Raw genomic sequence first — 23,685 nt, forward strand, 5'->3', positions numbered from 1 at the left:
ATATGGGTTATGCCTCGCGCAGGCTCTGCGCAGGTTCAATATTAATGGCGCGCCAGGCACCAATGCCGGCGACCAGTGTCGCCACGACAATGGTGAGTATCAGAGCGACGAGGCCGTGCAACGGGGTGATCTTACAAATCATCTGACCTGTTGCCTGACTGCCCGCTAACGCCTGGTTAAAGACCTGACTGGCTAAAAGGTAGATCGCAAAGCCGCCGATATAAGCCACCAGACTAAGCAGACAGCCTTGAAAAATCACATAGGCACCCACTGCGGGACGGGTAAAACCGAGCAGGCGGAGGACAGCAATATGTTTACGTTTGCGGTCAACATTCGCGATAAATGAGCCAATAAGTGAGGCAATACAGCCAACCAGTGCAGTGGCGGCAATGGTATTAAAAATAATGCCCAAAACCCGATTGATGCTTTTCACATTTTCTATATCAGCCAGACGGCTGGTGGTTTCGATACGCTGTTCCCGGAGATCGCGCTCAAGGCTGGCAACCTGATCAATATCGCGGGCGTATAATCTGGCGCGTGCGTAGAGCGGTGGTTTACCGTCAAGTTGCGCACCGCTGGCCATCCCCAACCCGGTTACCGCAAAGCCATCGCGGAAATGTTCAAGCGCCAGCAATAACGAAGGCTGGGTAAAGATCGCGGCACGATTAAAATAGGTCGCAGGCAAAATCCCCACGACGGTAACGCTTTTTCGTCCCCACTCCCGGCGTTCATCAAGCATTCTGCTTACTCGCAAAGAGAGCGAATCACCGACACTGACCGCTAATTTACGTGCGGCTTCCTGGGTAATGACAACCTCGTTTTCCTGATGGAGTTCAAGGGACTTGAGTAAAGGGTCCCCTGAGTCTGTTGGAATAACTTCAGCGTTCTCAATGAAATGTGTGCTGTCTGTTTGCAGGTCAGCAAGCGTATTTAGCGAACGCGTTTGCCCGATGGCGAAACCCACATCGGGTCGCTGCCGTAACTCTTCGATCCAGTTTTGGTTGTAGCTGCCGCTACTCAGCATACGGATTTCCAGGTTGCGAGGGTCACTGGTCAGATCTTCTTGTAGCTGGTTCACAATCCCAAAACGCAAACCGAAAAGAAGTAATAAAGGTGCGATAACAGCGACGAGAGAAGAGACGATGCAAAAAGAAATGATGCGATCGTGCCACAGGTCTTGCATAGCCAGGCGGCCCAGCAGTCTGGCTCGGTTAAAGGACAAAATAGGTTCCTCCCTGTTCGTGCTTCGACGATGCCACTAACGGTTCAGGCTGGGCAGTTAAACAGGGTAAATTGAAATGTTGTACCAGTGGCCAGTCGTGGCAAACAATCAGCGCCATCATGCCTTCCTGGCGGACCAGCTCAATAAACAGGCTAAATAATATCTTTGCGTTGTAGGGATCAAGTGCGGCTGTTGGTTCATCCGCCAGTACCAGTTTTGGACGGTGCAATATCGCACGTGCGAAAGCGGTTCTCTGTCGTTCACCAAACGACAACTGCGTGGGATATTTGGCCAATAATGGCGCAAGTTTGAGAGCATCGATTATTCTGTCCAGCAGCGCGTTGTCGGGGCGTAATCCCAGCAACTGACACGGCAGAAGGATGTTATCTTTGACGCTCAGATAGGGAAGCAACCCCCCATTTTGCAACACAAAGCCAAGCTGACGGGCGCGAATACCCGCCAGTTCATTATGTTGTTCATCCTTTATCAGCGTTGCGATATCAAATTGCTGTGCACCTTCGTCCAGCTCGAAGCACCCGATTTTACTGGGCTGCAGTAATAAGCCAATGGCTTCCAGTAGCGTGCTTTTACCACATCCACTTTCACCTGTGACCGCGACCACCTGGCCTGACCGCAGCGTGAGCTGCGGCAGGTAAACCCGGTGAGCATGACTGCCCTGACCACGAACAACGCACAACTCTTCTATGCGCAGCATCAGGGCATCATTTCCAGCGGGATGGGATAAACGCGATCGCGCGGATCGCTTCCTTTTGCCAGCTCAACCCAGCGATCAACATCGGCGTTATATTTTTGGTAATGACGCAGTTTGGATGACAGCGTGCGGATAAATTTCTCCTGTGACAATCCGTCCCAGCTTTTCCAGGTCTCTTCGTCGAGGTTCAGGACATCGCTCTTATAGGGAAGATCGGCCAGATATTCTCCCAGTACCCCCAGATCGCCAATGCGGGCATTGTCCTGTTGTTTCAGCTGGTTAGGATCAGCACCCATGGTTGCCGCAACAGTACGCAGTTGCTCAAACATTTTGGTTGGTGAGATCATCCCCTCATTTGCTGCTTTAAGGATCTGGCTGACAGCATCGCTTAAGTCGCTTAGCTGACCTTTGGTCAAGAGAACACGAACGTCGGTGGTAGGAATGTTTTGCTTAATCAGGTCGCGGTCGCTAATCCATGCCTGAAAGACTAACGGGGCTTGTGTGCTGTTACGCTTACCCAGATAGGCCAACTGCATGGCATGTCCAATTAATGCCGTATCCTGAAGCAGCTTTTGTTCCGGTGTCAGTTTCTGTCCATCGTCTTTCGCGTAAAGCGCACTACCAATCGCAGCATCACCCATGTAAGCGGATTTAACCTGCTCAGTAATGGCGGAGGCTAGCGCATCTACCTGCTGGCCAAACATCTTGATATCACCGGCATTTACGGCCTGGTAAAGGTTGGACTGGGTGCTGTCAAAATTGGAGAGATCGCGGTACTGGCTTTCGGCTTTGGCATGGTTATCTTTGCCGCCTGATGTTTTTAGGTGCAGCGTATAGATAGCAATACCGCGGTTACCCGCCTCAAGGCGAAGCTGGCTGGCATCAAGACCGGTACCTGACAGCTTGTTGCTACCGTCAATAGCACCAGCATCGGTAATCAGGACCATGTAACGAGCGCCAAACGGGCTCCAGTCAATGTCATCAATAGCTGATAGCACGCCGGAATACGCATCCTCGTCATACAGAGAACTGGAGACTTTCGCTTCTTTTAAATCAGCGACTTTCTTCAGGAAATCCGTACCATCTTTCACATGGTTAGGATCTGCGTAAATCTTTGTACGGTACTCAAGGCCCGGAACGGCTTTGGTATTTGAGCGAAATGAGATCAACCCAAACTTAACCTGCCCATCCAGATGCTCTTGTTTGATCTTGCCATAGATCTTATTAACCGCTTCTTTGGTGCGCTCAATGTAAGGCCCCATTGAAATGGTTGAGTCAATAACGAAGACCACTGAGGCGTTAAACCCTTTCAATTGATTTACGTTATCTTCTTGTTTTTTAGCCGTTTCAGCTTTACTGACGGAGGCTACGTTAAGCAGACGAGTATAGAAGCCATCTTCAGTCATGACCTCTTCGCCGCTCAGGATTGGCAACAGATAAAACTGCTTTTGCAGATCGACAAAATATTCAGGCTCTTCAGCCTGAATACCTTCGGCGTGGCCATCCCGTTTTAACTTGGCGCGAAGTGGGGCAACCAGCGATACGGGATCGGGGGCAGAGAGAATATCATCAAGGCTTTTTCTCTCTTTAAAGAACAGCAAACGGTCACGGTTTGCCGGGTTGGTAAATGCCAATGTGAGCTGCATTTTCCAGTCGACGGTACATGACTTTGGTAACCAGCCAATAGTTTTACCAAAGCTATCCGGCCCGACCTTAAGCCAGCTCTGGCCGTTTGCATCTTCTTTTTGATAAACATACAGGCTGCTGAAGGCCGGCTGTAGCTGACCTTTATCATCACCTGCGGCAGTCCCAAGTTTGCAGCCGGGGGTAGTGAGAACACGTTGATATAACGTTTTCTTACCTTCCTGGAGCAGAGGTTTGTCGCCATCAGCGGCAAATACATGCCCGCTGAGCAACAGACCACATAATGGCAGAACCAGACGACTCATCGGATTCCAGGTCATTTTCCTAGCTCCTCAAGACGCTGTTTGGCTGTTTGGTTGTCAGGCTCCGTTTGCAGAACTGTTTCGTACCAATATGCTGCAGTATCTTTATCCGGTGCTTTGAAACATTCACTTGGCTGGTGGTATTTCGGGTCGTATTCACCTGCGTACACGAGCGCGATTTTGGTATCGCCACCCTGGGCACGGTTAGCATACAGACGCTGTGCAACACCACATTTTTTAGCCTCTTTTGCGGCCTGGATAATGGTCAGCAGTTTGTCACTGTCGAGTTTTTCCTGAACGCAGCTCTGGACGAAATCAAGCTCGTTCTGGCTGTTCAAACCCTGTGCAGAACAGGTGCTATGAGCGACAGGCTCTGGTGCGGCGGCCGGTGTTTCTTGCTGTGTTTGTTCAACGGGAGGGGCTTCCGGTGATTTATCCCGGCCTAAAAACCACCACAGCGCACCAGCAATCACGACTAATGCCAGTATTGCCGCGCCTATAACAGGAAGGCGGGAGGACCCCGATTTCGCCGGAGTTCTCGCTTCAGTATGAATTACCGGCTCTACAGGTTCAGGGGTAACAACGGTTTCTGTCGCAATGACGGGCTCAGAAGGAACTTCTGGAGTAGCCAGCATGCTGCTGCCGCTATAGTTACCTGTTTCACCTCTTGCTTCAGAAGAGAGCAGTTCGTCGCGCACCAGCTGTAACGTGGTATTGCGTGTTTCTCCAGAATCCAGCTTGATCTGAATTTGTACCTGGCTTGCCGTCGCCAGCAATGGGTCAAGCAATGTTGGGCCAATACGAAAACCGCTACCATTATTTAACGCATAACCACCGTTCATGGTAAACCAGTGTTGCGCCGGGCTCCAACTGCCATCGGGTTGCAGGTAGTTCTGCTCGTTATTGCACAGAGTAAAGGTCAGATTAGTCAATATTGCGGTTTCACCACGCAGGCGGACCATCAATTGTGCAGTACCTGGCTCTGCCGGCTGGCAGGCAATGATTTTAGCTAGCATGGCATGTTCTCTTGTTTCAATTGGCTGATAATCTGACCAAGTTGACGATTCTGTTCGAAGGAAATATCCCGTGTGGCGCTATGACCCGCATTGTCCAGGACAACGCTCATCAAAGCAGAAAGCCAGTCACCCAGATAGGAAACGCCGGGCTGTGGTGCAACGGCGGCGAGTTGTGGCAACTCATCGTTAGCGAGCTGCTTCTGACGCAGAAACACTTTGTTTTTCTCGCCAACATAGCTGTTGGGTACCTTGTCTGCTGGCAGGGTGAGATAACCAAACCAGGCAATAAAATCACGTATGGTCAGTTGAGCGCGTAAAACCTGACGTGCTCGCATGTGTACGCGAGTGGTTTCAGCCTGCTCTTGACCCGCCAGGGCATGTTTCAATGTCCCTTCCAAATCCAAACGTGTGGCGGCGGTGATTAGCTCTTCGCTGAGTTGATTAATCAGCTCACTGCTCATGCCCAGTTGACGCCACTGCAACGGTTGCTGCGGCAACTCCCGTAGGTGGGCTACCCAGGCTTTAAAGGCCTGATGCGCGAAATCATCATCCTGGCCTACGCGTTCCGCTGCAGCAGTTGCTGGCGCATCAACAACGGCGGTTTCAACAGGTGTAGTCGCAAAGGGATCGCTGGCAAAGGGGTTATCAGCGAACGGATTACCACCAAACGGACTGGTTGCGAAAGCATTGATGGTCGGGCTTTCGCCTTCGGTTTGCGGTGCCTGCTCGAGGTCGCGAATACTCAAATAAATGTTGTTGAGCTCCTGAGTCGGCAGAACCAGGCGTTCGATAAGTTCCCCCATGCTGTGGGAACATGCAGACAAGCCTTGCCATAACTCTTTGGCAATTGCTTGTTTTTTCACAATCTGCCCATCACCGTCTTTTTCGTACCACCGGCCAAGACGTTGATCGCCGGTTTCCATGCGACATTGCAGCAGTTGTTGCTGTAAACGTTTTAACTTGAAGTCGAGATGGGCGACGCCGCGCAGTGCTTTCGTCAGGCGCGACATTCCACCGTCGTTGAGTTCGAGCATTGCCTGCCAGGCTGCTTTCGGTTCTGCAACGTGCATATTCACATTTTTTCCGCAGACGAAGGTGCTGCCCATGGTATCGAGTACATCGCGGTAACGATCGCTGATACCCACTTCCTGGAGTCTCTCCTGCCCGGCATCACCTTCAAGCCTCAGGAAAGGGTTATCAAGCCCGGGTTTGCGTACCAGGAAACAGTTGTTGAAAGGCTGGTTGGGCGCCCATTGTGAAAGCCATTCATAGTGCGAGAAACGCTCTAGTAAAGTCATGTGCATCATACCTTCCCAGCCTTCTTTTAACTGGCTTTCGGTATGTTGCAGGCTGTTGACGATACGCATATCACACATGGTGATTGCCCAGAACAAACCCGGGTTGCGGCCCCCGCGCTCTTCGGCACTCTTACCCTGGGTTTTCTCTACCCAGCGGTTTAATACCGGGCCCACATCAGCAACGTCGCTCTGTTTGGCTGAGCTGGCGCATACGACAAGCGCATTCATTTCCTGGTTATCGGTATAGCGTTCGAACAGGTAAGCAACTTTTCCGCGAAGCAGGAGCTGCGAAATTGCGTTAAGTCCATCCCGGCCAGCCTGTTCAAGTGCGGTGATCTTGAGACGACCGCGATAGCCAGGGAAGTCGAGCAGATCAACCTGTTCCACAACGCTGTTGGTTTCAACTTCTGCCAGAGGGAAAATCAGCTCTGTGGTTAACGCCGCCAGTTCCGCCTGCGTTAAGTTGGCGCTACCAATTTGTTGTTCTTCTTTCCAATAACGGATCTCAACGTTGCGATCCTGGCTGGAGCCCAACCTGTTCAGGCTATCTACGTTCATGATGCTGCCGCTGCTATGGTCAGTCAGCGTTTCCAGCGGGGCAAATACCATACGGGTATGGTTCAGTTTCGCCAGTACATTGGCTAATGAACGGTAGGTTTCGGTGAGAGCTGGCTGTTCTCCCCACAACAGGGAAAAGAGCTCTGCACGATCATTTGGGCTCAACGTCGGGGCAATTTTCAACACCTGCGGCCACCAGGCGTGTTCAAGCTTCTCAACTGACTTTTTAAAAGAGGCGTTAAGGTAATCCCACAAGGCGACGACATCTTCCTGGCTGACGCCGTTATATTCCTGAACCTGCACAGCACGCTGCAGGAATGGGCGCAGGTGCTCTTCAACCCGGCTTTGGTCAAGCTGATAGCTCAATTGCTCATGGTTGAAGTCGTTAAACCAGGCGTTGGCCAGAATCTTAGCCAAATCGATTTCACTGAACAGTCGCAACGGCACTGGGTATCCAGCCGGCGCGGCAGGTGCCTGACGGGTAAAGCGAGTGACCAGCCCCGTCGCTTCTTTACCTCCGCCGACAGGGTTTACCTCTTTGATAAAGTCAACACGCCTTTCGCCGTAGAGTGCTTCCAGCGACCCATTGCTACCAGCAGCGAGCGCTGAAATGAGGTACGATTTCCCTGCCTGAGAAATACCGAAAAAACCGACGGTCATCGGTGTTTTGGCAACCTGAGTCAGGCTATTGGCCAGATTCCTCGTACGCAGCAAACTCAAGTTGAGTTTGTCTGCTTCGTTGTCTAAACGACGTGAACCGGGGCGTACGTTGTCGACCCATCCGAGTGCGTCCAGGCATCCCTGAGCGATAGCAGCCCAACCCTGAGTGAGAGATTTTTGTTCGCTATTCATTATTTTTTAACACTCCCGCTATCGAGCCAGTGACGGCTATCAATGAGCCCTCTGTCGGGCATCGTATTGAGTTCCAGATCCAAATCACGTTTGCTAAATGACTTATCGGTGTTGCTGCTGACATCGGCGATCGTCAGGCGATCGCTAATCAGTCCAAGCTGACGAGCTCGTTTACCCTTATCGATCGTCAGTCGGACTTTGAGATACGGGGAGCCATTATCCGTGGACTGAGCCGACGAGAATTTTTTACGTCCTTCTTCGCTAAAACGGAGGGTATACAGCGGTGCCGCAGTCCAGCGTTCTGCATCCAATTGGCGATAGCCTAAGCGCAGGTCGCCACGCATAACGATGCTTTGTGTGGTTTTCTCGCCATTTTCATCGGTGATGGCCGGAAGCTTGATCTGCCCGTTTTCAGACTCGATATGTTGATAAACGATGTCGGCATCGCGAATCAGGTTATCCATATCAATGGTGCCGATATGGCGAATCGTTGAATACGGTTTCAGCTCTGAGGTGCGGAAATGGAAGTTAGGGATGCTGTGGTTTGCACACAACTGCGTGAGCATGGCACCCACTGAAGCTGTACTTTTCGGATCGTCGATATGACCGTTTTTATGGAACGGGTACCAGGTACCCGTCTGATAACCATGTAACGGCAGAATACGCCCTGGCGGTAACGGAAGGTTGCGACGAATAATCGCCTGAATCCCAGGTAACTGAGACGGCCGGCCGGTGAGTAGCAGCAGATCGCAATGATAATAAGACAGCACTTCACAGAGTGCAGTCAGGACTTTATCGATGCTGAACTTACCTGCACAGAGATCGCCATGGAGTTTGGCGAGTGGCAGATTAAGCATGATATCCGCGAGCTTAAAGTCGGTCGGACCTCCCGCTTTCTGAACTTCCCGGCGTACGAATCCTTCGACTTCATCACGAATACAACCCACCGGTAGCAAATCGCCGACACGTTGGTTAATCAGGGTATGCGTTTGTTCATCAAGCGGATCGTAATGTTCGTATGTTCCCAGGATATGTAATGCGAGCGGGACGAACAGTTGCAGGCTCAGTTGTTGGCGAAGCACGGCTTCGGCGGCGCTAATATTCTGCGATCCGCACAACTGGGACATCAATGTTTCAGTGGACATCACACCGGCTTCACGCAGGGCTTGCTCAAAAGCGGGGAGAACGTATGACTGAATAACATCCAGCAAAATGTCATCACCTGCGATCTTAAAACTGTCGCGAAAGCGCTGGTGCGGGATGATATGTACGTTAGTACCACCACCAGTGTGCCCATTATGATCGAGGCGGTAATCGGTGATCACCAGATCGGTGGTCCCGCCGCCAATATCAATTGACGCGATAGTGATACTTTCACGATCGGTACGGTCTGGTCGGCCAATTGCGTCGAAAAACTCTTCCGGATGACCGGCAAAGTTCTGATTAATCTCGGTGTACAGGTAAACCAACTGTGCACAGGAGGCTTCGTCCCATTCCACCCTGATTTCAGGTAATGGGATCTTGATGTTTGCTTCCGTATGCTCTTCTTGTACGTCCTCATACGGATCGTTCTCGCCGTTGTGCCAGCGTAACGATTTCCACACCAGGCCGACAGCCTGACGCATGCGTTCATCCAGCACACAGCGTTCAGCCATGGGCATACCAGGCGGAACCGTCAGAATAATATGGCGTAGCTGACGCGGGATCCCAGCGTGTCCCTGACGAATACGCTGCTCCGGGCTGTTAATCTGACTAATGGCCTGGGTCAGAACTTCTGCCAGCATAAAGGTCATCAGCGAACTGCGTGAGTAGCGTGGCGTAAAGACGGGGATGCGATCCATCTCATCTTCAATGGTGTGCAGGGCTTCGCCTCTTTCATCGATCAGGTTGGCAAACGGTGCTGCCGTTGCCAATGGATTGCTGTCCTGCACATAGCTGCCATTAAAACGCCAACCCTGACCATAAAACTTCTCATCCCACAGATAGCGTTTAGGGCTGGATAGGCCTGTTGAACCTTCGCTGCCTTTACGACGAGCCGCCAGACGGCTGGCTTCACCACCAATACGTGCGATAGTCGGCCACTGGAACGCGTCGTGGCGACCGCTGCGTACAGAGCAGTGATCTTTGCCGAAGAAGGCTTGCGAAAATTCGACCCGGCTTTCAAAAGGATCGGTATAGATATGTTCGGGGGCACTGAGATCACGTAGTTTCAGCACATAGTTATGCCTCATGCCTGAACCTGATTGCCCGTGATCTTCAATAAGAATGCCACAGGTGCGCGAGTTGCCCACGTCGAGTATCAGGTCGACGGCGATGGGTTTGATCGCATTGGTTTCCCGATTGGCGATCACCCTGAACTGCGGCAGTTCAATGACGGGTTCAGTCTGGGTTTGCAGACCTTCGACTGGAATCGCCATCAATGACAGAAGGTTCAGGTAATGTGCCAGCGGGTATTGCTGTGCAAGTTCCTGTTCACGCTCGTCGATATCCCGGCCTTTGCTCGCTTCTTTGAATACTTCTTTGAGCCAGTCGGTTATCCAGTCCTGCGTCAGGTACCAATTTAGGGCATAGGTTGCAGTTGCGACGGCGAAGGTTGCCCCGGCATTCACATCTTCCTGGTTCGGGCTGAGGTCAGCGGCAGCCTGCTGTTTAGCCATAATACGGGTGTCGATCGCCAGCGTCATGCGATGGCTATGACCATCTAAATCGGGTTCTGGTAGTTTGACTAAACGAAAGCGAGCCCAGTTTAGCGGTCCCTCCTGGTACACATTCGGTGGGCTAAAGCGAAACAAAGGAAGCGGTAACCAGATGCCGTCGAACAACTTCAGGCTCTGTTCAACAGGGATATCGTACTGGCTTTTGGCCTTCTCGATGTTATCGGGGGTCGGCTGATAGAAATAGTAATCGCGCTGCTCGTTGTAAATTAAACGGGTGAGTACACCGTTTGCTAATTTGACAAACTCGCCAGCAGGCAGGCGGCCAAGGGACAATCCGAAATCCATAAACTGGATCCCAGAGTCACCCACGAGGGTAATTTGACGATCGAAAGATACAATCTCAGGCAACATAGTTATCTCGTCCCTGTTCAGGAATTAGGTTGAAGCATGCGAATAGGGAATGTTTTTTCCCCATCATTGCTGCCAATACAATCGGCGTGGCCAGCAGCGGGTGATTTACACTCGATTGTCGGCACAATAAAGTTTGAACCGTCGCTACATTTCATCTGCTCAGGATTGGTGATACTCAGCGCCCCTTGCTGCACATTGCCGCTGGCAGGGCCTCGACAGGTAACACCGCTGGACTGACGTATGCTGACGGTGCCATTGCCCTGGGCAAAGTTATATTGCAGTTGCAACGGTCGCCCGGTGAGCTTGTCCTGAATACCACCATTCACGCGCCATTCGCCGTTAAGAAACTGCGCTGGGCCATCGGGAAGGGCCGGAGGAAGCGTCAACGGAGTGCCCTGTGCCGGGATGACTGGCGGCGTGGTGACGGGTTGAACTGCGGGTGGCGTTTGAGCGTCTGCGGCGCCAGGCACAGCAGGAGGTGCCGGAGTAGTCGACGCATCGGCGTTGGCATTACTTGCAGGAACGGCTGGCGGAATTGTGTCGTCACCGACCTGTGCGGTTGTTGTCGCTGCCGGAACGGCTGGCGACGTTGGTTCGAGTGCTTGCTGCGCATTGACTGGAGTACCCTCAGATAGGCCAGGGACGACAGCTGAACCCACGACGGTTTCTGAACCTGTGCGGGAAACCTGCGTTGTTACATCGGAAACGCCTACGGCTGGACGTTCGATGGCAGGAGCCGTATCGATCGCCGTTTTATCCGTGGCGATGGCAGGGAGCCCCGGAATGGAGAGTGATGGCACACATCCGCGTAGTAGACCTAATAATAATGCCAGCAGCAGCAACGCAAGTAGCAACCAGAGTAACCAACGCCAGCTCCAGCGTCTGCGCACAACGGTATCTACAACAGGTGTAACAGCCGGGGTTACGGCGGCGTCTACAGGAGCCAGAGGGGTTGAGGCCGCGAGAGGGGTTGCTGGTAGTGATGCCGGACTCAGCCAATGCATAGGATTACGTTGTTCGCCTTCCGGATGGACAAATCCCCAAAAGGTAATCACCAGGATCCCATTTACGAGATACACAAATTCGTAATCCGGGAAATGTGTGACTGACTTCAGCAACTGCGCGAAGACGCGGCGATCGCCCCCGGTCCCGTTTTGCTCAGCATTGAGTAACTGTTCACTTAACGCCTGCACTGACATTTGAAACGCAGTAAATTGCTGGCGCGCTGATTCCCGCTCCGCTTCACTCGCACCGCTCCAGGGGATGACATCGCCAGGGAAGCTGCTGTACCAATCGGTTCTGTCACCACCCTGATCGTTTTGTGGGATAGCTAAATGACGAGCCAAATCGCGCCCTGCATCAAGACGGTAGATTGCTTCACGTAACTGAAACGCCATCTTAAAAACGGGATAGCCCGTTTCACCCAGAGCCTTAAATGAGGAATTATGCCCGGTACGCAGCAGTGGTCCCTGAATCGAATTTCGCATTGTCTAAACCTTGTAAGGCTGTGATTTAACAAAAGCCACAGTGATGCAGGCTATTTTTTACTCGCACCAGGCGTCCATTCAAAACCCCAGCCATAGTGCTTATCCAGCGACTTCCGGTCAGGGAAGAAACGGTCCAGACGTTCAACGTTGATGTTGCCATCGACGTTTTTGAGTCTGGCTATCGCCGCAACGTTATTGCGCTGATTGCTGTCAGTCAGCGTGGATATAATGGGGGGTTGATCGGGCACATAAATCGTGATGGTGGCATTGGTCCCTTGCCAGTTGTCGGCACCGCCGTAAATGAAGCTATAAATCAGAACCTCATCTATATCCTGCCAGTGGCTGCCATTAATGAAGAGCCATTCACCATCTTGATCGTTACCCTCACGAAGATCTTGTTGCAGCAACAGATATGGCGGTTTGTCATAGTTACCCAGGAACTTACTCAACGCTTCGGCACCACTGATCTTGCCGTTTTTAAAACGAATAAAAGCGGCGATATCGAGGTCGATAGGCTCTTTATGGCTTCCCTGTTGCCAGGTCAGGTTGATTTTAATCCGCCCAAAATCTTTGCGTTTCTCCAGATTTATGCTGGGGTTTGCCTGGGTTAAGTTCGTGCTGGCGGGGGCGACAGCAGGCGCAGCAGCAGGCACATCGTGATGTACCGGAGGAGGGGGCGGGGTTAAGGCATTTTTATGCCACCACCAGGCGCAAGCGATCAGCAGCAACAATAACAGCAACAATAGCCATGGCAGGAAGCGTCGCCACCACGGGATAACGATCACGGGAGGTAGGGGGGCTTCACTGACAATGGCCCAGTTGATTAGCACCGGTTCGCCACCTACGCTATAGCAGTTAAGATCGCGCGAATGCGTTAGCAGTTTTTGTAAGGCATGCGCTGAATGTTCTTCGCCGCGTGCGAGTAGCTGCTCAATCAAACCGGCCAGAATATCCTGGTACTGCTGACGTTTACTCTGGACGGCGGATTGTTCCGCATCGCTTAGCGCAGAAAAGGGCTTTGCCAGACCCTGGCGCTCAGTCCACCATTCCAGATGTCCTTGTGAACCACGACGGGCAGTGGCGTAGAGTAGTGCCAGAGATGGTGGAAGATGACGGTGTATGATTGCAACCGTCTCCTCGTAGATTGTCAGAGTCGCTTCATCAATAGGCGCAGCAGTTATTAATCGTTGCATAACCGAAATCATTATTGTTGTGAGTTATATGCGTGGTATGCATGCAGCTGCATATCAGCAAGCCAGAGCCGTTTTCTTCAGCAGCAGAAAAAGTGGCCAGCGCCACTTTTCGTGCGTCCTTAGCGAAGGGTATTTGCTTCTTCCAGAACTTTGATTTTCTGCTTGGCTTCTGCGACTTTCTTTTCAATTGCAGCAATTTCACTTGCACCACTGGCATGCTGAGACTGCCGCTGCAAGTCCTGCAATTGTTGAATTTCCTTCTGGCGTTCACTGCTTTTTATTTTGCTGGACTTCAGCTGTGCAAGGGTCTGTGACAGGTCTGAACGCACGGCATTTAACCTTGCTTGTTCATCGGCCAGCTTCTGATTGACGTTCTGCTGTCGGTTTTGGGTATAAGCCTGCTGTTGCTTCGCCGACTCATTTTCATACTGGCTGAGTCGAACCTGCTGCTCTTTTTGATCAACTTGCTGACGATAACCGCCGGATGTGGCGCAGCTTAGTTTGGTAATAAAACTCGGATCTTGTGCGTGTAAATCACAGTCCTGTGGCGATGTGGTACAGCCGGTAAGCACAATAGTGGCGAGAAGCAGATATTTTCTCATCAAATAATCCATAAATTGAGTCAAATAACGATGCTTTACATGTCAAAGCGGTCTAAAAAAGGCCGATAATCCTATCGGCCTAAAGTTGTTAGCCCAGAGAAATAGCCTGGCGTTGTTCGTAAAACTCGTTAGTTTCTTTTTCCAGGTCACTAATCTTGCTATTCAGGCTGCTGTACTCTTTGTTCAAATTAGCAAGCTTGGTTTTCTCTGCAGATGTGGCAGTAGTTTGACCTTGCAAAGCGACCTTATAGGCAGACTCTTTGTCTTTCATGCCTTTCACGGTCTCTTTCATCTTGCTGATGTTGGCATCAATTTGTGCTAATTGCGTTTTAGCACCTGCTTTATCAAAGCCAGCCTTATCTTTTTGGATGCTGATTTTGGTTAAGGTTGCCTGGTTTTCACTGATAACCTGTTTCATAGCAAGGGTAGATTTTTCTACTGCAGCGGTATCTTTACTGATATCCGTATCCATTGCCTGCAGGCGATCGGCTGTGGAGGCATAATCTTTTTTCAGGCCATCAAGATAGTAGTTAGCCGTCATACCCGCTGCGCACCCAGCAGCACCACCAATGGCAGCACCTGCAATTGCTTTCTTGGTGTCGCCAGCCAGAGCACCAACTACAGCGCCAAGCGCAGCGCCTGATACCGCACCAATGCCGCAACCTTGCGCGCCAGAAGCGCTAAAAAATTGGGCTTGCTCGGTGGTTGTCAGGCGTGGATCCGGTTTTGCTCCTGACAGCAGTGTGCTTCCAGTATTGGCGCAACCGCTCAGCAGTAATGTTGCGGAAATTAGCAGACAAGCAGTAGTTCGGTTAAAAGAGTTCACTTTTGTTTTTCCTTAAATCATAAATTAGCAACGATAAAAAGCTGTGTGGTGATTAAATTTCGCATAAGTAGCGATTTCATATAGGGCAAAATGAAATTCTGTATTTTTTATAACGTGATAACTTTTACCCCGGTAATACAATAAATCCACAATACTAAGTGGTGTATTAATTTCATTGCGTTACTATTGGTGATGGAATAACAATTACTAACTTTGTTTTATTATTGTTTTAATGTGAACTATTTGATTTTTATATAATTTATGCTGTTTGCGTAAACGAGGTTGTTGAGCCTTCATGCGACGAAAGTCATGCTGAAATGAGCAACAGTGCGGTTACCAGAGGGGGTTACCCTTCTCACAGAACATAAAAAAGTTCGTCCTGAGTATACCTGATTTATTCACAATGTGAATTTATCTTAACTTTATATGCTTGTTTTCATACAGGGATGAAATAGTGATCATATAGATTGATCTGAGTCAATAATTAAATTACCATCAAGATTGGTAGTTGCGGTAAGTGCTATCCGTAGGGTGCTGTTTTTACGTTTTTACTACGAGAACTTATCTATGACTTAACGGTTTTTCTTTTTTAAAGCATATTAGAGCAGAATCTTTCACTTATGTGATGTGAGTATTATTTTGGGATAACTTTGCTTTTCTTCATTCGAAATATCTAATTTTCGGATAATAAAAGTATACTTTCATTTATCTTTTCCAAAATTACCTTCAGGCTGGAAAAAAAATGATGATAAGAGTTGTACCTTGTTTGCATTTTCCCTCACGTGGTGAGGTTGCAAAACAGAATACATCCGGTAGATACGCTATCACTGTTTTACATGTAACCCGCCCGAAACCAGGCGAGCATAACCAACCGCTAACGAGGCTGTTGCTGGGTCGCACAGTGAATACCGTCGCCACCGGCCGCGATACCATCGATATTCAATTAAATAATCTCACGACCGGTAAATTGCTCCTGCAAAATATCGCGCGTGTTACGGTCCGTGCGTTTATCGCCAAACTCCGGCGCAATGACGGCATCATTGCACAGATAGAAATTGATATAACTGGCGGCAAAATCACTGTTCGCATAGCTCTGGCGAATAGTTGATGGTCCTTCCAGCGTGATCACGTTCCTGCTTCTCACCTCAGCCGTTGAAGTTAAATCCAACGCCGCCGGGCACGCGGTGGGGGCTTTTCACAAGTACCGGTATCCACAGGTCGTCAATCCGATGAACCAGCAGGTTAACTGATGGCCCGCATAGCTTTGCCGCGAGCGCGTGCTCTTCTTCGCGCATCAGCATATTCACGGGGTCAAAGGCCGCAATGGTGTTTGCGACCAGCGCCAGATTTTTCCGCACCACGGGAAGTCGGTGAGATTCCCAGATCGCCGCACTGGCACCAAACGCCATCCAGGTGACAGTATGAGCTGTACTTTCCAGCAGCCCCTGCGTTGGCTGCGCTCACTCACCCCAGTCACGTACTTATGTCCGCTCCAGGGGATTCGTTCACTTACCGCCTCAATGCAACGTAAATGATTTTGTGTATAGAAGATAAATAATATGGAGATTTTTTATTTATTAAATAAAAAATAAAAAGGCTCCCTGAATTCCAGGTGAAATATAACACAGAGATTATATGTTGCAATTGGTGATATTCAATGTGATACGTAAAATTTGCCGATATTAGAATTTCTCAACTATATATTTATAGATAATTTATATTTATTAAATGCACGTTGCTTTATCTAACTCACAGAAAGCCCTTCTGACGGGCCTCTGTATAGACTGTGATCCAGCCGATTGTTCTGCGGTATTTATTAATGTTCTGAGTCGTGTGAACTATAGTAAAGATGGCCGTTATTTCTCATTATTAATAACCGTGAGTGGGGGATGTGCATGAAGAAGATTCTGATGCTGGTCGGGGATTATGTCGAAGATTATGAAACGATGGTGCCTTTCCAGGCTCTGCAAATGCTCGGTCACCGGGTTGATGCCGTCTGCCCGGATAAAAAACAAGGCGACTATGTTCAAACCGCCATTCACGATTTTGATGGGGCGCAGACCTACAGTGAAAAACCAGGGCATCGCTTCACCTTGAATGCGAATTTCTCTGATGCACGCGAGGCGGATTATGACGCCTTGTTGATCCCAGGTGGGCGGGCTCCGGAGTATTTGCGTCTGAATCCGGATGTCATTCAACTGGTACAAGACTTTAACTCTGCGGGTAAACCTATCGCCGCTGTGTGTCATGGCCCGCAATTGCTGGCGGCAGCCGGGGTGTTAGAAAATCGGACCTGTAGCGCGTATCCAGCGTGTGCGCCAGAAGTTCGATTGAGCGGTGGGCATTATGCCGATATCGGGATTGACCAGGCGCACGTCGATGGCAATCTGGTTACCGCGCCGGCATGGCCTGCCCATCCTGCCTGGTTGGCTAAATTTGTTGAAGTATTAGTGAAGTAACGGGTACTGGCTTTGCAGGTCGGTATAACCCATCCGGCTATACCGACTGCAAAAAATTACCGTTGCATGAGTGCGAATACCCCCCAGCCGAGATATTCCCGGGTAAAGGTGACATGGCGTCCTGGTGACGTCCTCAGTTGCTCTCTGACTTCCTGCGTAAAGTCATCGTTTGGGTTCACCTCCAGCCACTGAGCTGCCCCCGCATGCCTGGGCAATATCTTTCGTGGCGGGTATTTGATGCCAGTAATAGTAAAATTTCTGGGAATATCCATCACTCTCTCCTTAGCGATTATCTAACTGGGCGCGAACATTGTTTAATCCGGTGGTGTTGATGCGGTAGGGCTGACCATTGACGGATTTGATCAGTTTTTTGGTTCTGAGCTTTTTAAACACCTCAAGCGTGCAGTCGCAGAGCAGCAATCCTTCGCGGCTATAACATTCAACGGATGTGACGCGGCCAGCGCTATCTCGGACGTGCGCAATTCGGCCACCTTTGGCGAGAACGTGTAAGGTACGTTGTTCCTGACGGGATAAATTCATACTGGGAAACCTGTTTAATCATCATGTGCAAAACGTGCAAACACACTGCGGTGTCCGCATTCGATTTCGGCGCATTGATAACCAGTCCGGCCTGATAAGGTCGGCAAACTGATTATCTGATGATGACATTCTCCAGCATCAAAGCCTCGGGTTGAGTTGAAAGGTATTTACATGCTGAATGATAACAGGCAGTCCCTCGAGGGGAACCCTTGTGATGCTAATTTGTGATCTGTAACCGCAGTGCGGCCACATTGTAGATAATGCCAAACACCGCTACCGCCAGCAGGAACAGGGATGAGATAAAAACGCTGTATCTGACAAACCGCGTGGGCATCCAGCGTTTGAAAATCACGATATAAAATGACAGAACGGCAACGTCAAAAAAGATCCATACCAGCGTGAGTACCAGCACGCTGGTGGCGAAATTATGTGTAATGGTGATGAACTGTGGAAAGAATGAAACGAAAAACAGAATATCTTTCGGGTTTGACACGCCAATCAGAAAACCGTTGATAAATCCCCCATGAGACGGCTGACGAGAGTCTTCGCGGGCGGCTTGATTTCTGGCCCACAGGCTGCAAAACGCGCTATAGCCGATATACAGCGATCCGGCGAGACCCAGCACACACAGCAGCAGCGGAGAGAGTGATACCACCCCCGCCAGCATCAGCGCAGCAAGCGCGAGCAGTAGCAATGAAGCACCGTTCGTTCCGCATAGCGTCATAAAGGCCTGGCGATAGCCGTACTGTACCGCCGTCGCGGTAATCAGCGCCACAACAGGGCCAGGCGTTAGCAACAGTGTTAGCACCGAGAGGCTGTATACAGCCAGTAAAGCGAGATTCATATCTGATGATCCTGACGTTATTTTTCATCAGTATTCCGCCTGCGTGTCACATTGAAAAACGAATAAAACTGCGCTCTACTGTGAGTAAAACTCAACATAGAAGCCGATGATGACGCTACCCCCACTGTATGCCCTGAGAGCTTTCGAAGCTGCTGCCCGTCTGGGGTCCTTTAGTAAAGCGGCTATTCAACTGAACGTCACGCCTGGTGCGGTAAGCCGTCATATCCGCACACTGGAAGCCTGGTTTGGCTGCGAACTGTTTGTTCGTAGCGGCCCCCGTATTGAGATAACGCCTTCAGGACAGGGGTTAGCGCAACAGCTGACGGCCGGGTTTCAAAGTTTAGAACATGCCTGCCATGCTTTTCGTAGCAGCAGTCATGAGCTGAGGTTGAAAGCACCCTCAACGCTGACCATGCGCTGGCTGCTGGATGTGCTGCGTCATTTCCGGGAAGCCCATCCAACGCCGGTGATTGAAATCTCCAGCGTGTGGATGGACACCGATTCCGTCGCATTCAGTCGCGAACCGTATGACTGTGCAATCCTGTTGGGGAATGGTTATTTTGGTGAGGATACGGACAGCCGTTTGCTGTTTCAGGAGTGGCTTATCCCGGTATGCGCGCCTGCGTTACAGGCTCAGGCGCAAAGTGATATCGCCGTCTGTGAATTGATTCATCCTTCCGCCGATCGCCGCGACTGGCGTCGCTGGCTGCAGCGTAGCGGAGCGTTTCCTGCGTTGAACCTGGCACGTGGCAACGTGTTCGATACCCTGGAACAGGGGAGTCTTGCGGCAATGAGCGGGCATGGGGTAGCGGTCGCCGATCTGCTCTTAAGCCTGACGGCTATTCAGAGTGGGATGCTGGCGTTACCGTTTAAACAGGCGGTCGCGACAGGAGACGGCTATTACCTCGTCTGGCCAAAAGCGTCAACCCGGCTTCGAAATATTGAGTTGCTGTATCGCTGGTTAAAAGAAGCTGCGCCCGAGGCTGACATAGCCGAGCTGCTCTGGCTGGAGTAACCCGGCGAATGTCATATTGATAACAATTCTCATTATTATTGTTGTGTTGTGCAGGTAATGGTAATGTTGCCACCCATCGAACGTTGCAAATTCCATTTCCTGTGCAGAAGACAGCATGAACAACACCACCGCCCAGAATGCATCCAGACGTTTTACCCGCACCTTCTCCGTCAGTGAGTTTAGGGACTTTGGTGAGCGTTACGGGATCGATTACCGTTTTCCGTTACTGGCGCAAAAACCGGGTCTTCCGTGTTCCAGTGCCGTGTTGCAAGGGGAAGTGGAGGAGCTGATGCTCCCTTGCGGGATGTGCGTCACACACTCTGATGTACAGGTGCTGCAACCGTATGAAACCACCTCCCGACACAGTAGTCCCTTGTATATGCTGGTGGTGCTGGAGGGTTGCGTGATACTGACGCTCAACGGACAGGAACATGTGGTACGTTCCGGCATGGCGTTTAGTTCGCGTCTGAGTGAACGCCAGGCGATGAGCGCCCGTCACCCTGCAGACTGCAAGCTACGGACGCTATCACTCGGGTTGTATCCTGACGGGGCATGGCGCACAGGATTACTTGAATCCCTTATGCGTGAGTGGGAAAGCTGCCAGACGCCAACGCTTATCTGGCAGGTGCCGGGGTTTTTACTCAGCGGATTACAATATGCGCAGCAGGGCTCGCTCAGCCAGGTTTCCCGCCAGTTGATGCTGGAAGGGCTGATTTTACAATTATTTGGTCACGGTCTCAGCGTTTGTCAGGTAGAGAGCGGTACATGCCTCGCTGCCAGTGGCGAGCAGCAACGGCTGGAAAGTGTGCGTCGCCTGTTGGAGCAAACCCCTGAAAATGACTACACGCTTAACGAGCTGGCGCAGCGCGCAGCGATGAGCCCCAGCAGTTTGCGCAGTAAATTTCGCATGGCCTATGGCTGCTCGGTGTTTGACTACCTGCGTGACTGCCGCCTGGAACGCGCGCGTGGCTATTTGCTGGAAGGATATAGCGTACAGCAAGCGGCATGGATGTCTGGCTACCAGCACGCCACCAACTTTTCTACAGCTTTTCGTCGTCGCTATGGCTTCCCGCCTGGTGATGTTCTCAAACTTTGCTAATCCATTTTCCCGTTTTATGCGCGTGGCAGATTAATAATTTGGCGTTTCGCATACGCAACCTGGCATTCGGCATAGCGACTCCTGATACAAAAATGGCAATAATTCTCATTTACAATTAGATATGCCTTGGGAGATGTTCATGTTCGCGAAGACTCGGTTGGCGCTGCTGGTAGGATGGGTGACCGGCAGTGTGGCTTTTCCTCTGCTGGCGCAGGAAACACCAAAAAACGATACGGTGGTTGTCACCTCGCAAATGCAAAGTGGGTCAACCAAGCTTGCCACACCGGATATCGAAACGCCGCAATCGGTCTCTATCGTTACCCGTGAACAATTTGAAGAGCAAGGTGCAACCAGCGTGCGGCAGGCTGTTAGCTACACGCCTGGGGTGTACAGTAACCAGATTGGTGCCTCCAACCGCTTTGACTACATTGTGCTGCGCGGTTTCTCCGATGGTAGTCTGGACAACGTCTATCTCGACGGCCTGAAAATGATGGGCGACACTAACTCGCACAGTTCGCTGGTGGTCGATCCGTGGTTTCTCGACAATATTGAAGTGGTGCGCGGCCCGGCCTCCGTGCTGTACGGCCGATCGTCTCCGGGCGGGATCGTGGCGCTGACATCGCGTAAACCGTCGTTTGATGCGGGCGGAGAAGTGAAACTATTTGCCGGAAACAACAATCAGCGCGGCGCCGCGTTTGATGTCACCGGGGCGCTGGACGATAACGACCGCGTGGCGGCGCGCCTGAGTGGCATGACGCGCTATGCTGATTCGCAGTTTGGCCCGTTGAAAGAAGAGCGCTACGCGCTGATGCCCAGTCTGACCTGGCGCATCACCGATCAGACGCGTCTTGACCTGATGGCCTATCTGCACCGTGACCCGGAAGGTGGCAGCCACTCTGGCCTGCCGTATGACGGCACCGTTGTGCCACACTATGGGCAGAAGATCGCCAACACCTTCTACGAAGGCGAGGACGAATACGACAAATACGATCGCCGTGAAAATATAGTCGGCTACAACATTGAGCACATGTTTGATAGCGGCTGGTCGGTGCGGCAAAAGTTACGCTATTTGCATACCGACGTTGAACTGAACCAGGTGTATGCGGCGGGCTGGTTGAATGAAACAGAGCTTAATCGCGGTTATTCCGGCTCAGACGAAAAAATGTCGGCGATTACCCTGGATAATCAACTGGATGGTAGTTTTGATACCTGGCAGGTCAATCATCGCTTGCTGGTGGGCATCGATTATCAGGATCGCAGCAACAATACTACCGGCTATTACGGGGCATTTCCGCCGATCGATGCGTTTAACCCGGTGTACGGGGCGAAGCCGGATTACATCAATATGTATGCGCGCGAGAAGCACAAGTTGCGCCAGACGGGCTACTATTTGCAGGATCAGATGTCATGGGATCGCTGGCGTATAACGCTCGGTGGCCGCTACGATCAGGTGAGCATATCGAATATTGATAAGCAAAACGGCACTCGCAGCGATCTGGACAAAAATAACTTCAGCAGTCGCGCTGCTCTGCTTTATTTGTTCGATAACGGTGTTGCGCCGTACATCAGCTATTCCACCGCCTTTACCCCAACCAGTTTTGCTGATGAGAACGGTAACCTGTTGGAACCGATGAAAGGCAAGCAGTGGGAAGCCGGGCTGAAATATGAACCGGAAGGGTTGAATAGCCAGTTTAGCGCGTCGGTGTTCCGCATTAATCAGACCAATATTGCCACCAAAGAAGAGCCGACCGATCCGTACCGTTCGATTGGCGAAATTGAATCTGAAGGGGTGGAGCTGGAAGCTATTAGCCAACTGACGGACAGTTTCCGTTTGCAGGCGGCGTATACCTACACCGATATTCGCTATAAGAAAAGTAGCCCGGAAGAACAGGGTAAACGTGCCGTTTATGCACCGCGCAATCAGGCCAGCACCTGGTTAAGCTACGATGTGAAAAGGGGCCCACTGGAGGGGCTGACGTTGGGCTCAGGCGTGCGCTACGTTAATGGTATTACCAGCGATCGCCAGAATACTCACACCCTGCCATCGTATACGCTGGTGGATCTGGCGGTGGGTTATGACTTAACGAACATCGGTATAAAAGGACTCAGTGCGCAGCTCAACGTTAACAACCTGACCGATAAACGCTATGTCGCGGCCTGCAACTCGCTTTCTTATTGTTACTTTGGCGCAGAGCGCAGCATTGTGGGTAGCGTATCCTGGAAATTCTGAGTCTCTCTTTTTAGCCGGATGCGGCGCTGGCACCTTATCCGGCCTACGGCAGCGTGCAAATTGTAGGCCTGATAAGCGCAGCGCATCAGGCATAGTGAGTGCGGCTATTTTGTAAAACCGTTTTGCATACAAATCTGCGCGCTGGTTCTCAGGGTGAAGGCTAACTTGTCAGGATACTGACTGTAATAGTTATGTTCTTCTTCCAGCCCTTTTGCCTGCGCCAGACGTACCGTCTCCAACGAACAGGTTCGGTAGATCAAATCTTTATTCATATTACTCTGCTTCTCGCGCTGTTTATCTGCAGACAGCGCCAGCCAGCGTTCTGAAAGCGTATAATCGTAGACTACCCGATTATCTTTCGCCTGAACGTTCTCAATGGTAATGAATTCGTCAATTTTCAGTCTTGGCTGCCCGCGCATTTTTTTCTTATCTTCTGCGGCGGCATATTGCGCCAGCGCATTAATATCCATGCCGGCTATTTTTTGCTTATAGACTTCAACGTAAGCCGCTGGCTGCTGATAATGCTGAGCATAGGTATTTCTTAATTCCCCGTCACTCATTGAACAGCCAGCTAAAAATAAAGGTAATAGCAGCGTCAGTTTTGTTTTAGTCATAATGTTATCCCATTCATTATTGTGGTCCCCAGTCGCCCATAACAAAATAAACGTCATCGTATTACAGGTGATCTTTAGGGTTGTATAAACGGGGCGGCGACAGC

General features: G+C 50.9%; 19 protein-coding genes and 1 pseudogene. 4 read left to right on the forward strand and 16 right to left on the reverse strand.

The features are described 5' to 3' along the window. Nucleotides 1–7 precede the first annotated feature (7 nt). The 12 genes from QMN38_RS09700 to QMN38_RS09755 form a co-directional block, all read right to left on the reverse strand. On the reverse strand, nucleotides 8–1,222 hold the full coding sequence (locus tag QMN38_RS09700; RefSeq protein ID WP_323604946.1) for an ABC transporter permease: 1,215 nt from the start codon (nucleotides 1,220–1,222) through the stop codon (nucleotides 8–10). Then, nucleotides 1,212–1,937 carry an ABC transporter ATP-binding protein gene (locus tag QMN38_RS09705; RefSeq protein ID WP_323604948.1) on the reverse strand — a complete coding sequence of 242 codons (726 nt, stop codon included), beginning with the start codon at nucleotides 1,935–1,937 and terminating at the stop codon, nucleotides 1,212–1,214. Before QMN38_RS09705 ends, QMN38_RS09700 begins: the two co-directional genes overlap by 11 nt. Next, nucleotides 1,937–3,898, reverse strand: coding sequence for a vWA domain-containing protein (locus QMN38_RS09710; RefSeq protein WP_271457253.1), 1,962 nt, complete (start codon nucleotides 3,896–3,898; stop codon nucleotides 1,937–1,939). Before QMN38_RS09710 ends, QMN38_RS09705 begins: the two co-directional genes overlap by 1 nt. Further along, complete coding sequence (locus QMN38_RS09715) at nucleotides 3,895–4,896, reverse strand: flagellar basal body-associated FliL family protein (protein WP_323604950.1); 1,002 nt, start codon at nucleotides 4,894–4,896, stop codon at nucleotides 3,895–3,897. Before QMN38_RS09715 ends, QMN38_RS09710 begins: the two co-directional genes overlap by 4 nt. Continuing rightward, complete coding sequence (locus tag QMN38_RS09720) at nucleotides 4,890–7,604, reverse strand: virulence factor SrfC family protein (protein WP_323604953.1); 2,715 nt, start codon at nucleotides 7,602–7,604, stop codon at nucleotides 4,890–4,892. The genes QMN38_RS09715 and QMN38_RS09720 overlap by 7 nt, the downstream gene beginning before the upstream one ends. Beyond that, nucleotides 7,604–10,672, reverse strand: coding sequence for a virulence factor SrfB (locus QMN38_RS09725; protein WP_005123218.1), 3,069 nt, complete (start codon nucleotides 10,670–10,672; stop codon nucleotides 7,604–7,606). Before QMN38_RS09725 ends, QMN38_RS09720 begins: the two co-directional genes overlap by 1 nt. Nucleotides 10,673–10,689: 17 nt before the next feature. Next, entirely contained in the window at nucleotides 10,690–12,159 is a 1,470-nt protein-coding gene (locus QMN38_RS09730; protein WP_323604955.1) for an SrfA family protein, read from the reverse strand. Nucleotides 12,160–12,209: 50 nt separating this feature from the next. After that, the gene (locus tag QMN38_RS09735) at nucleotides 12,210–13,352 is read right to left on the reverse strand and encodes a tellurite resistance domain protein (protein ID WP_323604957.1); all 1,143 of its coding nucleotides are present in this window, start codon (nucleotides 13,350–13,352) and stop codon (nucleotides 12,210–12,212) included. Between the two features lie 119 nt (nucleotides 13,353–13,471). Then, complete coding sequence (locus QMN38_RS09740) at nucleotides 13,472–13,954, reverse strand: hypothetical protein (protein WP_016151926.1); 483 nt, start codon at nucleotides 13,952–13,954, stop codon at nucleotides 13,472–13,474. Between the two features lie 88 nt (nucleotides 13,955–14,042). Then, entirely contained in the window at nucleotides 14,043–14,780 is a 738-nt protein-coding gene (locus QMN38_RS09745; protein WP_271450518.1) for a hypothetical protein, read from the reverse strand. 943 nt (nucleotides 14,781–15,723) lie between these two features. Next, nucleotides 15,724–15,909: an agmatine deiminase family protein gene (locus QMN38_RS09750; protein WP_323604961.1), complete on the reverse strand. Its 186-nt coding sequence runs from the start codon at nucleotides 15,907–15,909 to the stop codon at nucleotides 15,724–15,726. 16 nt (nucleotides 15,910–15,925) lie between these two features. Then, nucleotides 15,926–16,189, reverse strand: coding sequence for an agmatine deiminase family protein (locus QMN38_RS09755; RefSeq protein WP_271457260.1), 264 nt, complete (start codon nucleotides 16,187–16,189; stop codon nucleotides 15,926–15,928). A 480-nt stretch (nucleotides 16,190–16,669) separates the two neighbouring features. Here QMN38_RS09755 and QMN38_RS09760 point away from each other — a divergent pair, with 480 nt between their 5' ends. Beyond that, the gene (locus QMN38_RS09760) at nucleotides 16,670–17,239 is read left to right on the forward strand and encodes a DJ-1/PfpI family protein (RefSeq protein ID WP_323604964.1); all 570 of its coding nucleotides are present in this window, start codon (nucleotides 16,670–16,672) and stop codon (nucleotides 17,237–17,239) included. A 56-nt stretch (nucleotides 17,240–17,295) separates the two neighbouring features. Here the strand turns inward: QMN38_RS09760 and QMN38_RS09765 are convergent. The 3 genes and pseudogenes from QMN38_RS09765 to QMN38_RS09775 form a co-directional block, all read right to left on the reverse strand. Further along, nucleotides 17,296–17,430: pseudogene (locus tag QMN38_RS09765) on the reverse strand (SAM-dependent methyltransferase); the annotation flags it as partial. Nucleotides 17,431–17,521: 91 nt separating this feature from the next. Next, a complete protein-coding gene (locus tag QMN38_RS09770; protein WP_048212521.1) occupies nucleotides 17,522–17,779 on the reverse strand; it encodes a YjhX family toxin in 258 nt (85 codons plus the stop codon). A 217-nt stretch (nucleotides 17,780–17,996) separates the two neighbouring features. Then, nucleotides 17,997–18,623, reverse strand: coding sequence for a LysE family translocator (locus QMN38_RS09775; RefSeq protein ID WP_323604966.1), 627 nt, complete (start codon nucleotides 18,621–18,623; stop codon nucleotides 17,997–17,999). Between the two features lie 109 nt (nucleotides 18,624–18,732). Between QMN38_RS09775 and QMN38_RS09780 the strand changes: the two genes are divergently transcribed. The 3 genes from QMN38_RS09780 (at nucleotide 18,733) to foxA (ending at nucleotide 22,967) form a co-directional block, all read left to right on the forward strand. Next, the gene (locus QMN38_RS09780; RefSeq protein WP_323604967.1) at nucleotides 18,733–19,638 is read left to right on the forward strand and encodes a LysR substrate-binding domain-containing protein; all 906 of its coding nucleotides are present in this window, start codon (nucleotides 18,733–18,735) and stop codon (nucleotides 19,636–19,638) included. 115 nt (nucleotides 19,639–19,753) lie between these two features. After that, on the forward strand, nucleotides 19,754–20,737 hold the full coding sequence (locus QMN38_RS09785; RefSeq protein ID WP_323604968.1) for an AraC family transcriptional regulator: 984 nt from the start codon (nucleotides 19,754–19,756) through the stop codon (nucleotides 20,735–20,737). A 121-nt stretch (nucleotides 20,738–20,858) separates the two neighbouring features. Continuing rightward, entirely contained in the window at nucleotides 20,859–22,967 is a 2,109-nt protein-coding gene (gene foxA / locus QMN38_RS09790) for a ferrioxamine B receptor FoxA (protein WP_323604969.1), read from the forward strand. A 104-nt stretch (nucleotides 22,968–23,071) separates the two neighbouring features. Here foxA and QMN38_RS09795 read toward each other — a convergent pair whose 3' ends face one another. Further along, nucleotides 23,072–23,581, reverse strand: a complete 510-nt coding sequence (locus tag QMN38_RS09795; RefSeq protein WP_271449948.1) for a hypothetical protein — start codon at nucleotides 23,579–23,581, stop codon at nucleotides 23,072–23,074. Nucleotides 23,582–23,685 lie beyond the last annotated feature (104 nt).

It is taken from the genome of Citrobacter sp. R-1.5.2 (assembly GCF_035064245.1).
Lineage (GTDB): Bacteria > Pseudomonadota > Gammaproteobacteria > Enterobacterales > Enterobacteriaceae > Citrobacter.

Excerpts from the sequence above, each read along its gene's own strand:
- QMN38_RS09780 (WP_323604967.1), top strand. The coding sequence starts at position 18,733 with ATGACGCTACCCCCACTGTATGCCCTGAGAGCTTTCGAAGCTGCTGCC.
- QMN38_RS09710 (WP_271457253.1), bottom strand. The coding sequence starts at position 3,898 with ATGACCTGGAATCCGATGAGTCGTCTGGTTCTGCCATTATGTGGTCTG.
- QMN38_RS09740 (WP_016151926.1), bottom strand. The coding sequence starts at position 13,954 with ATGAGAAAATATCTGCTTCTCGCCACTATTGTGCTTACCGGCTGTACC.
- QMN38_RS09725 (WP_005123218.1), bottom strand. The coding sequence starts at position 10,672 with ATGTTGCCTGAGATTGTATCTTTCGATCGTCAAATTACCCTCGTGGGT.
- QMN38_RS09715 (WP_323604950.1), bottom strand. The coding sequence starts at position 4,896 with ATGCTAGCTAAAATCATTGCCTGCCAGCCGGCAGAGCCAGGTACTGCA.
- QMN38_RS09770 (WP_048212521.1), bottom strand. The coding sequence starts at position 17,779 with ATGAATTTATCCCGTCAGGAACAACGTACCTTACACGTTCTCGCCAAA.
- QMN38_RS09775 (WP_323604966.1), bottom strand. The coding sequence starts at position 18,623 with ATGAATCTCGCTTTACTGGCTGTATACAGCCTCTCGGTGCTAACACTG.
- QMN38_RS09755 (WP_271457260.1), bottom strand. The coding sequence starts at position 16,189 with ATGGCGTTTGGTGCCAGTGCGGCGATCTGGGAATCTCACCGACTTCCC.
- foxA (WP_323604969.1), top strand. The coding sequence starts at position 20,859 with ATGCCTTGGGAGATGTTCATGTTCGCGAAGACTCGGTTGGCGCTGCTG.
- QMN38_RS09760 (WP_323604964.1), top strand. The coding sequence starts at position 16,670 with ATGTGCATGAAGAAGATTCTGATGCTGGTCGGGGATTATGTCGAAGAT.
- QMN38_RS09720 (WP_323604953.1), bottom strand. The coding sequence starts at position 7,604 with ATGAATAGCGAACAAAAATCTCTCACTCAGGGTTGGGCTGCTATCGCT.
- QMN38_RS09735 (WP_323604957.1), bottom strand. The coding sequence starts at position 13,352 with ATGCAACGATTAATAACTGCTGCGCCTATTGATGAAGCGACTCTGACA.
- QMN38_RS09705 (WP_323604948.1), bottom strand. The coding sequence starts at position 1,937 with ATGCTGCGCATAGAAGAGTTGTGCGTTGTTCGTGGTCAGGGCAGTCAT.
- QMN38_RS09785 (WP_323604968.1), top strand. The coding sequence starts at position 19,754 with ATGAACAACACCACCGCCCAGAATGCATCCAGACGTTTTACCCGCACC.
- QMN38_RS09795 (WP_271449948.1), bottom strand. The coding sequence starts at position 23,581 with ATGACTAAAACAAAACTGACGCTGCTATTACCTTTATTTTTAGCTGGC.
- QMN38_RS09730 (WP_323604955.1), bottom strand. The coding sequence starts at position 12,159 with ATGCGAAATTCGATTCAGGGACCACTGCTGCGTACCGGGCATAATTCC.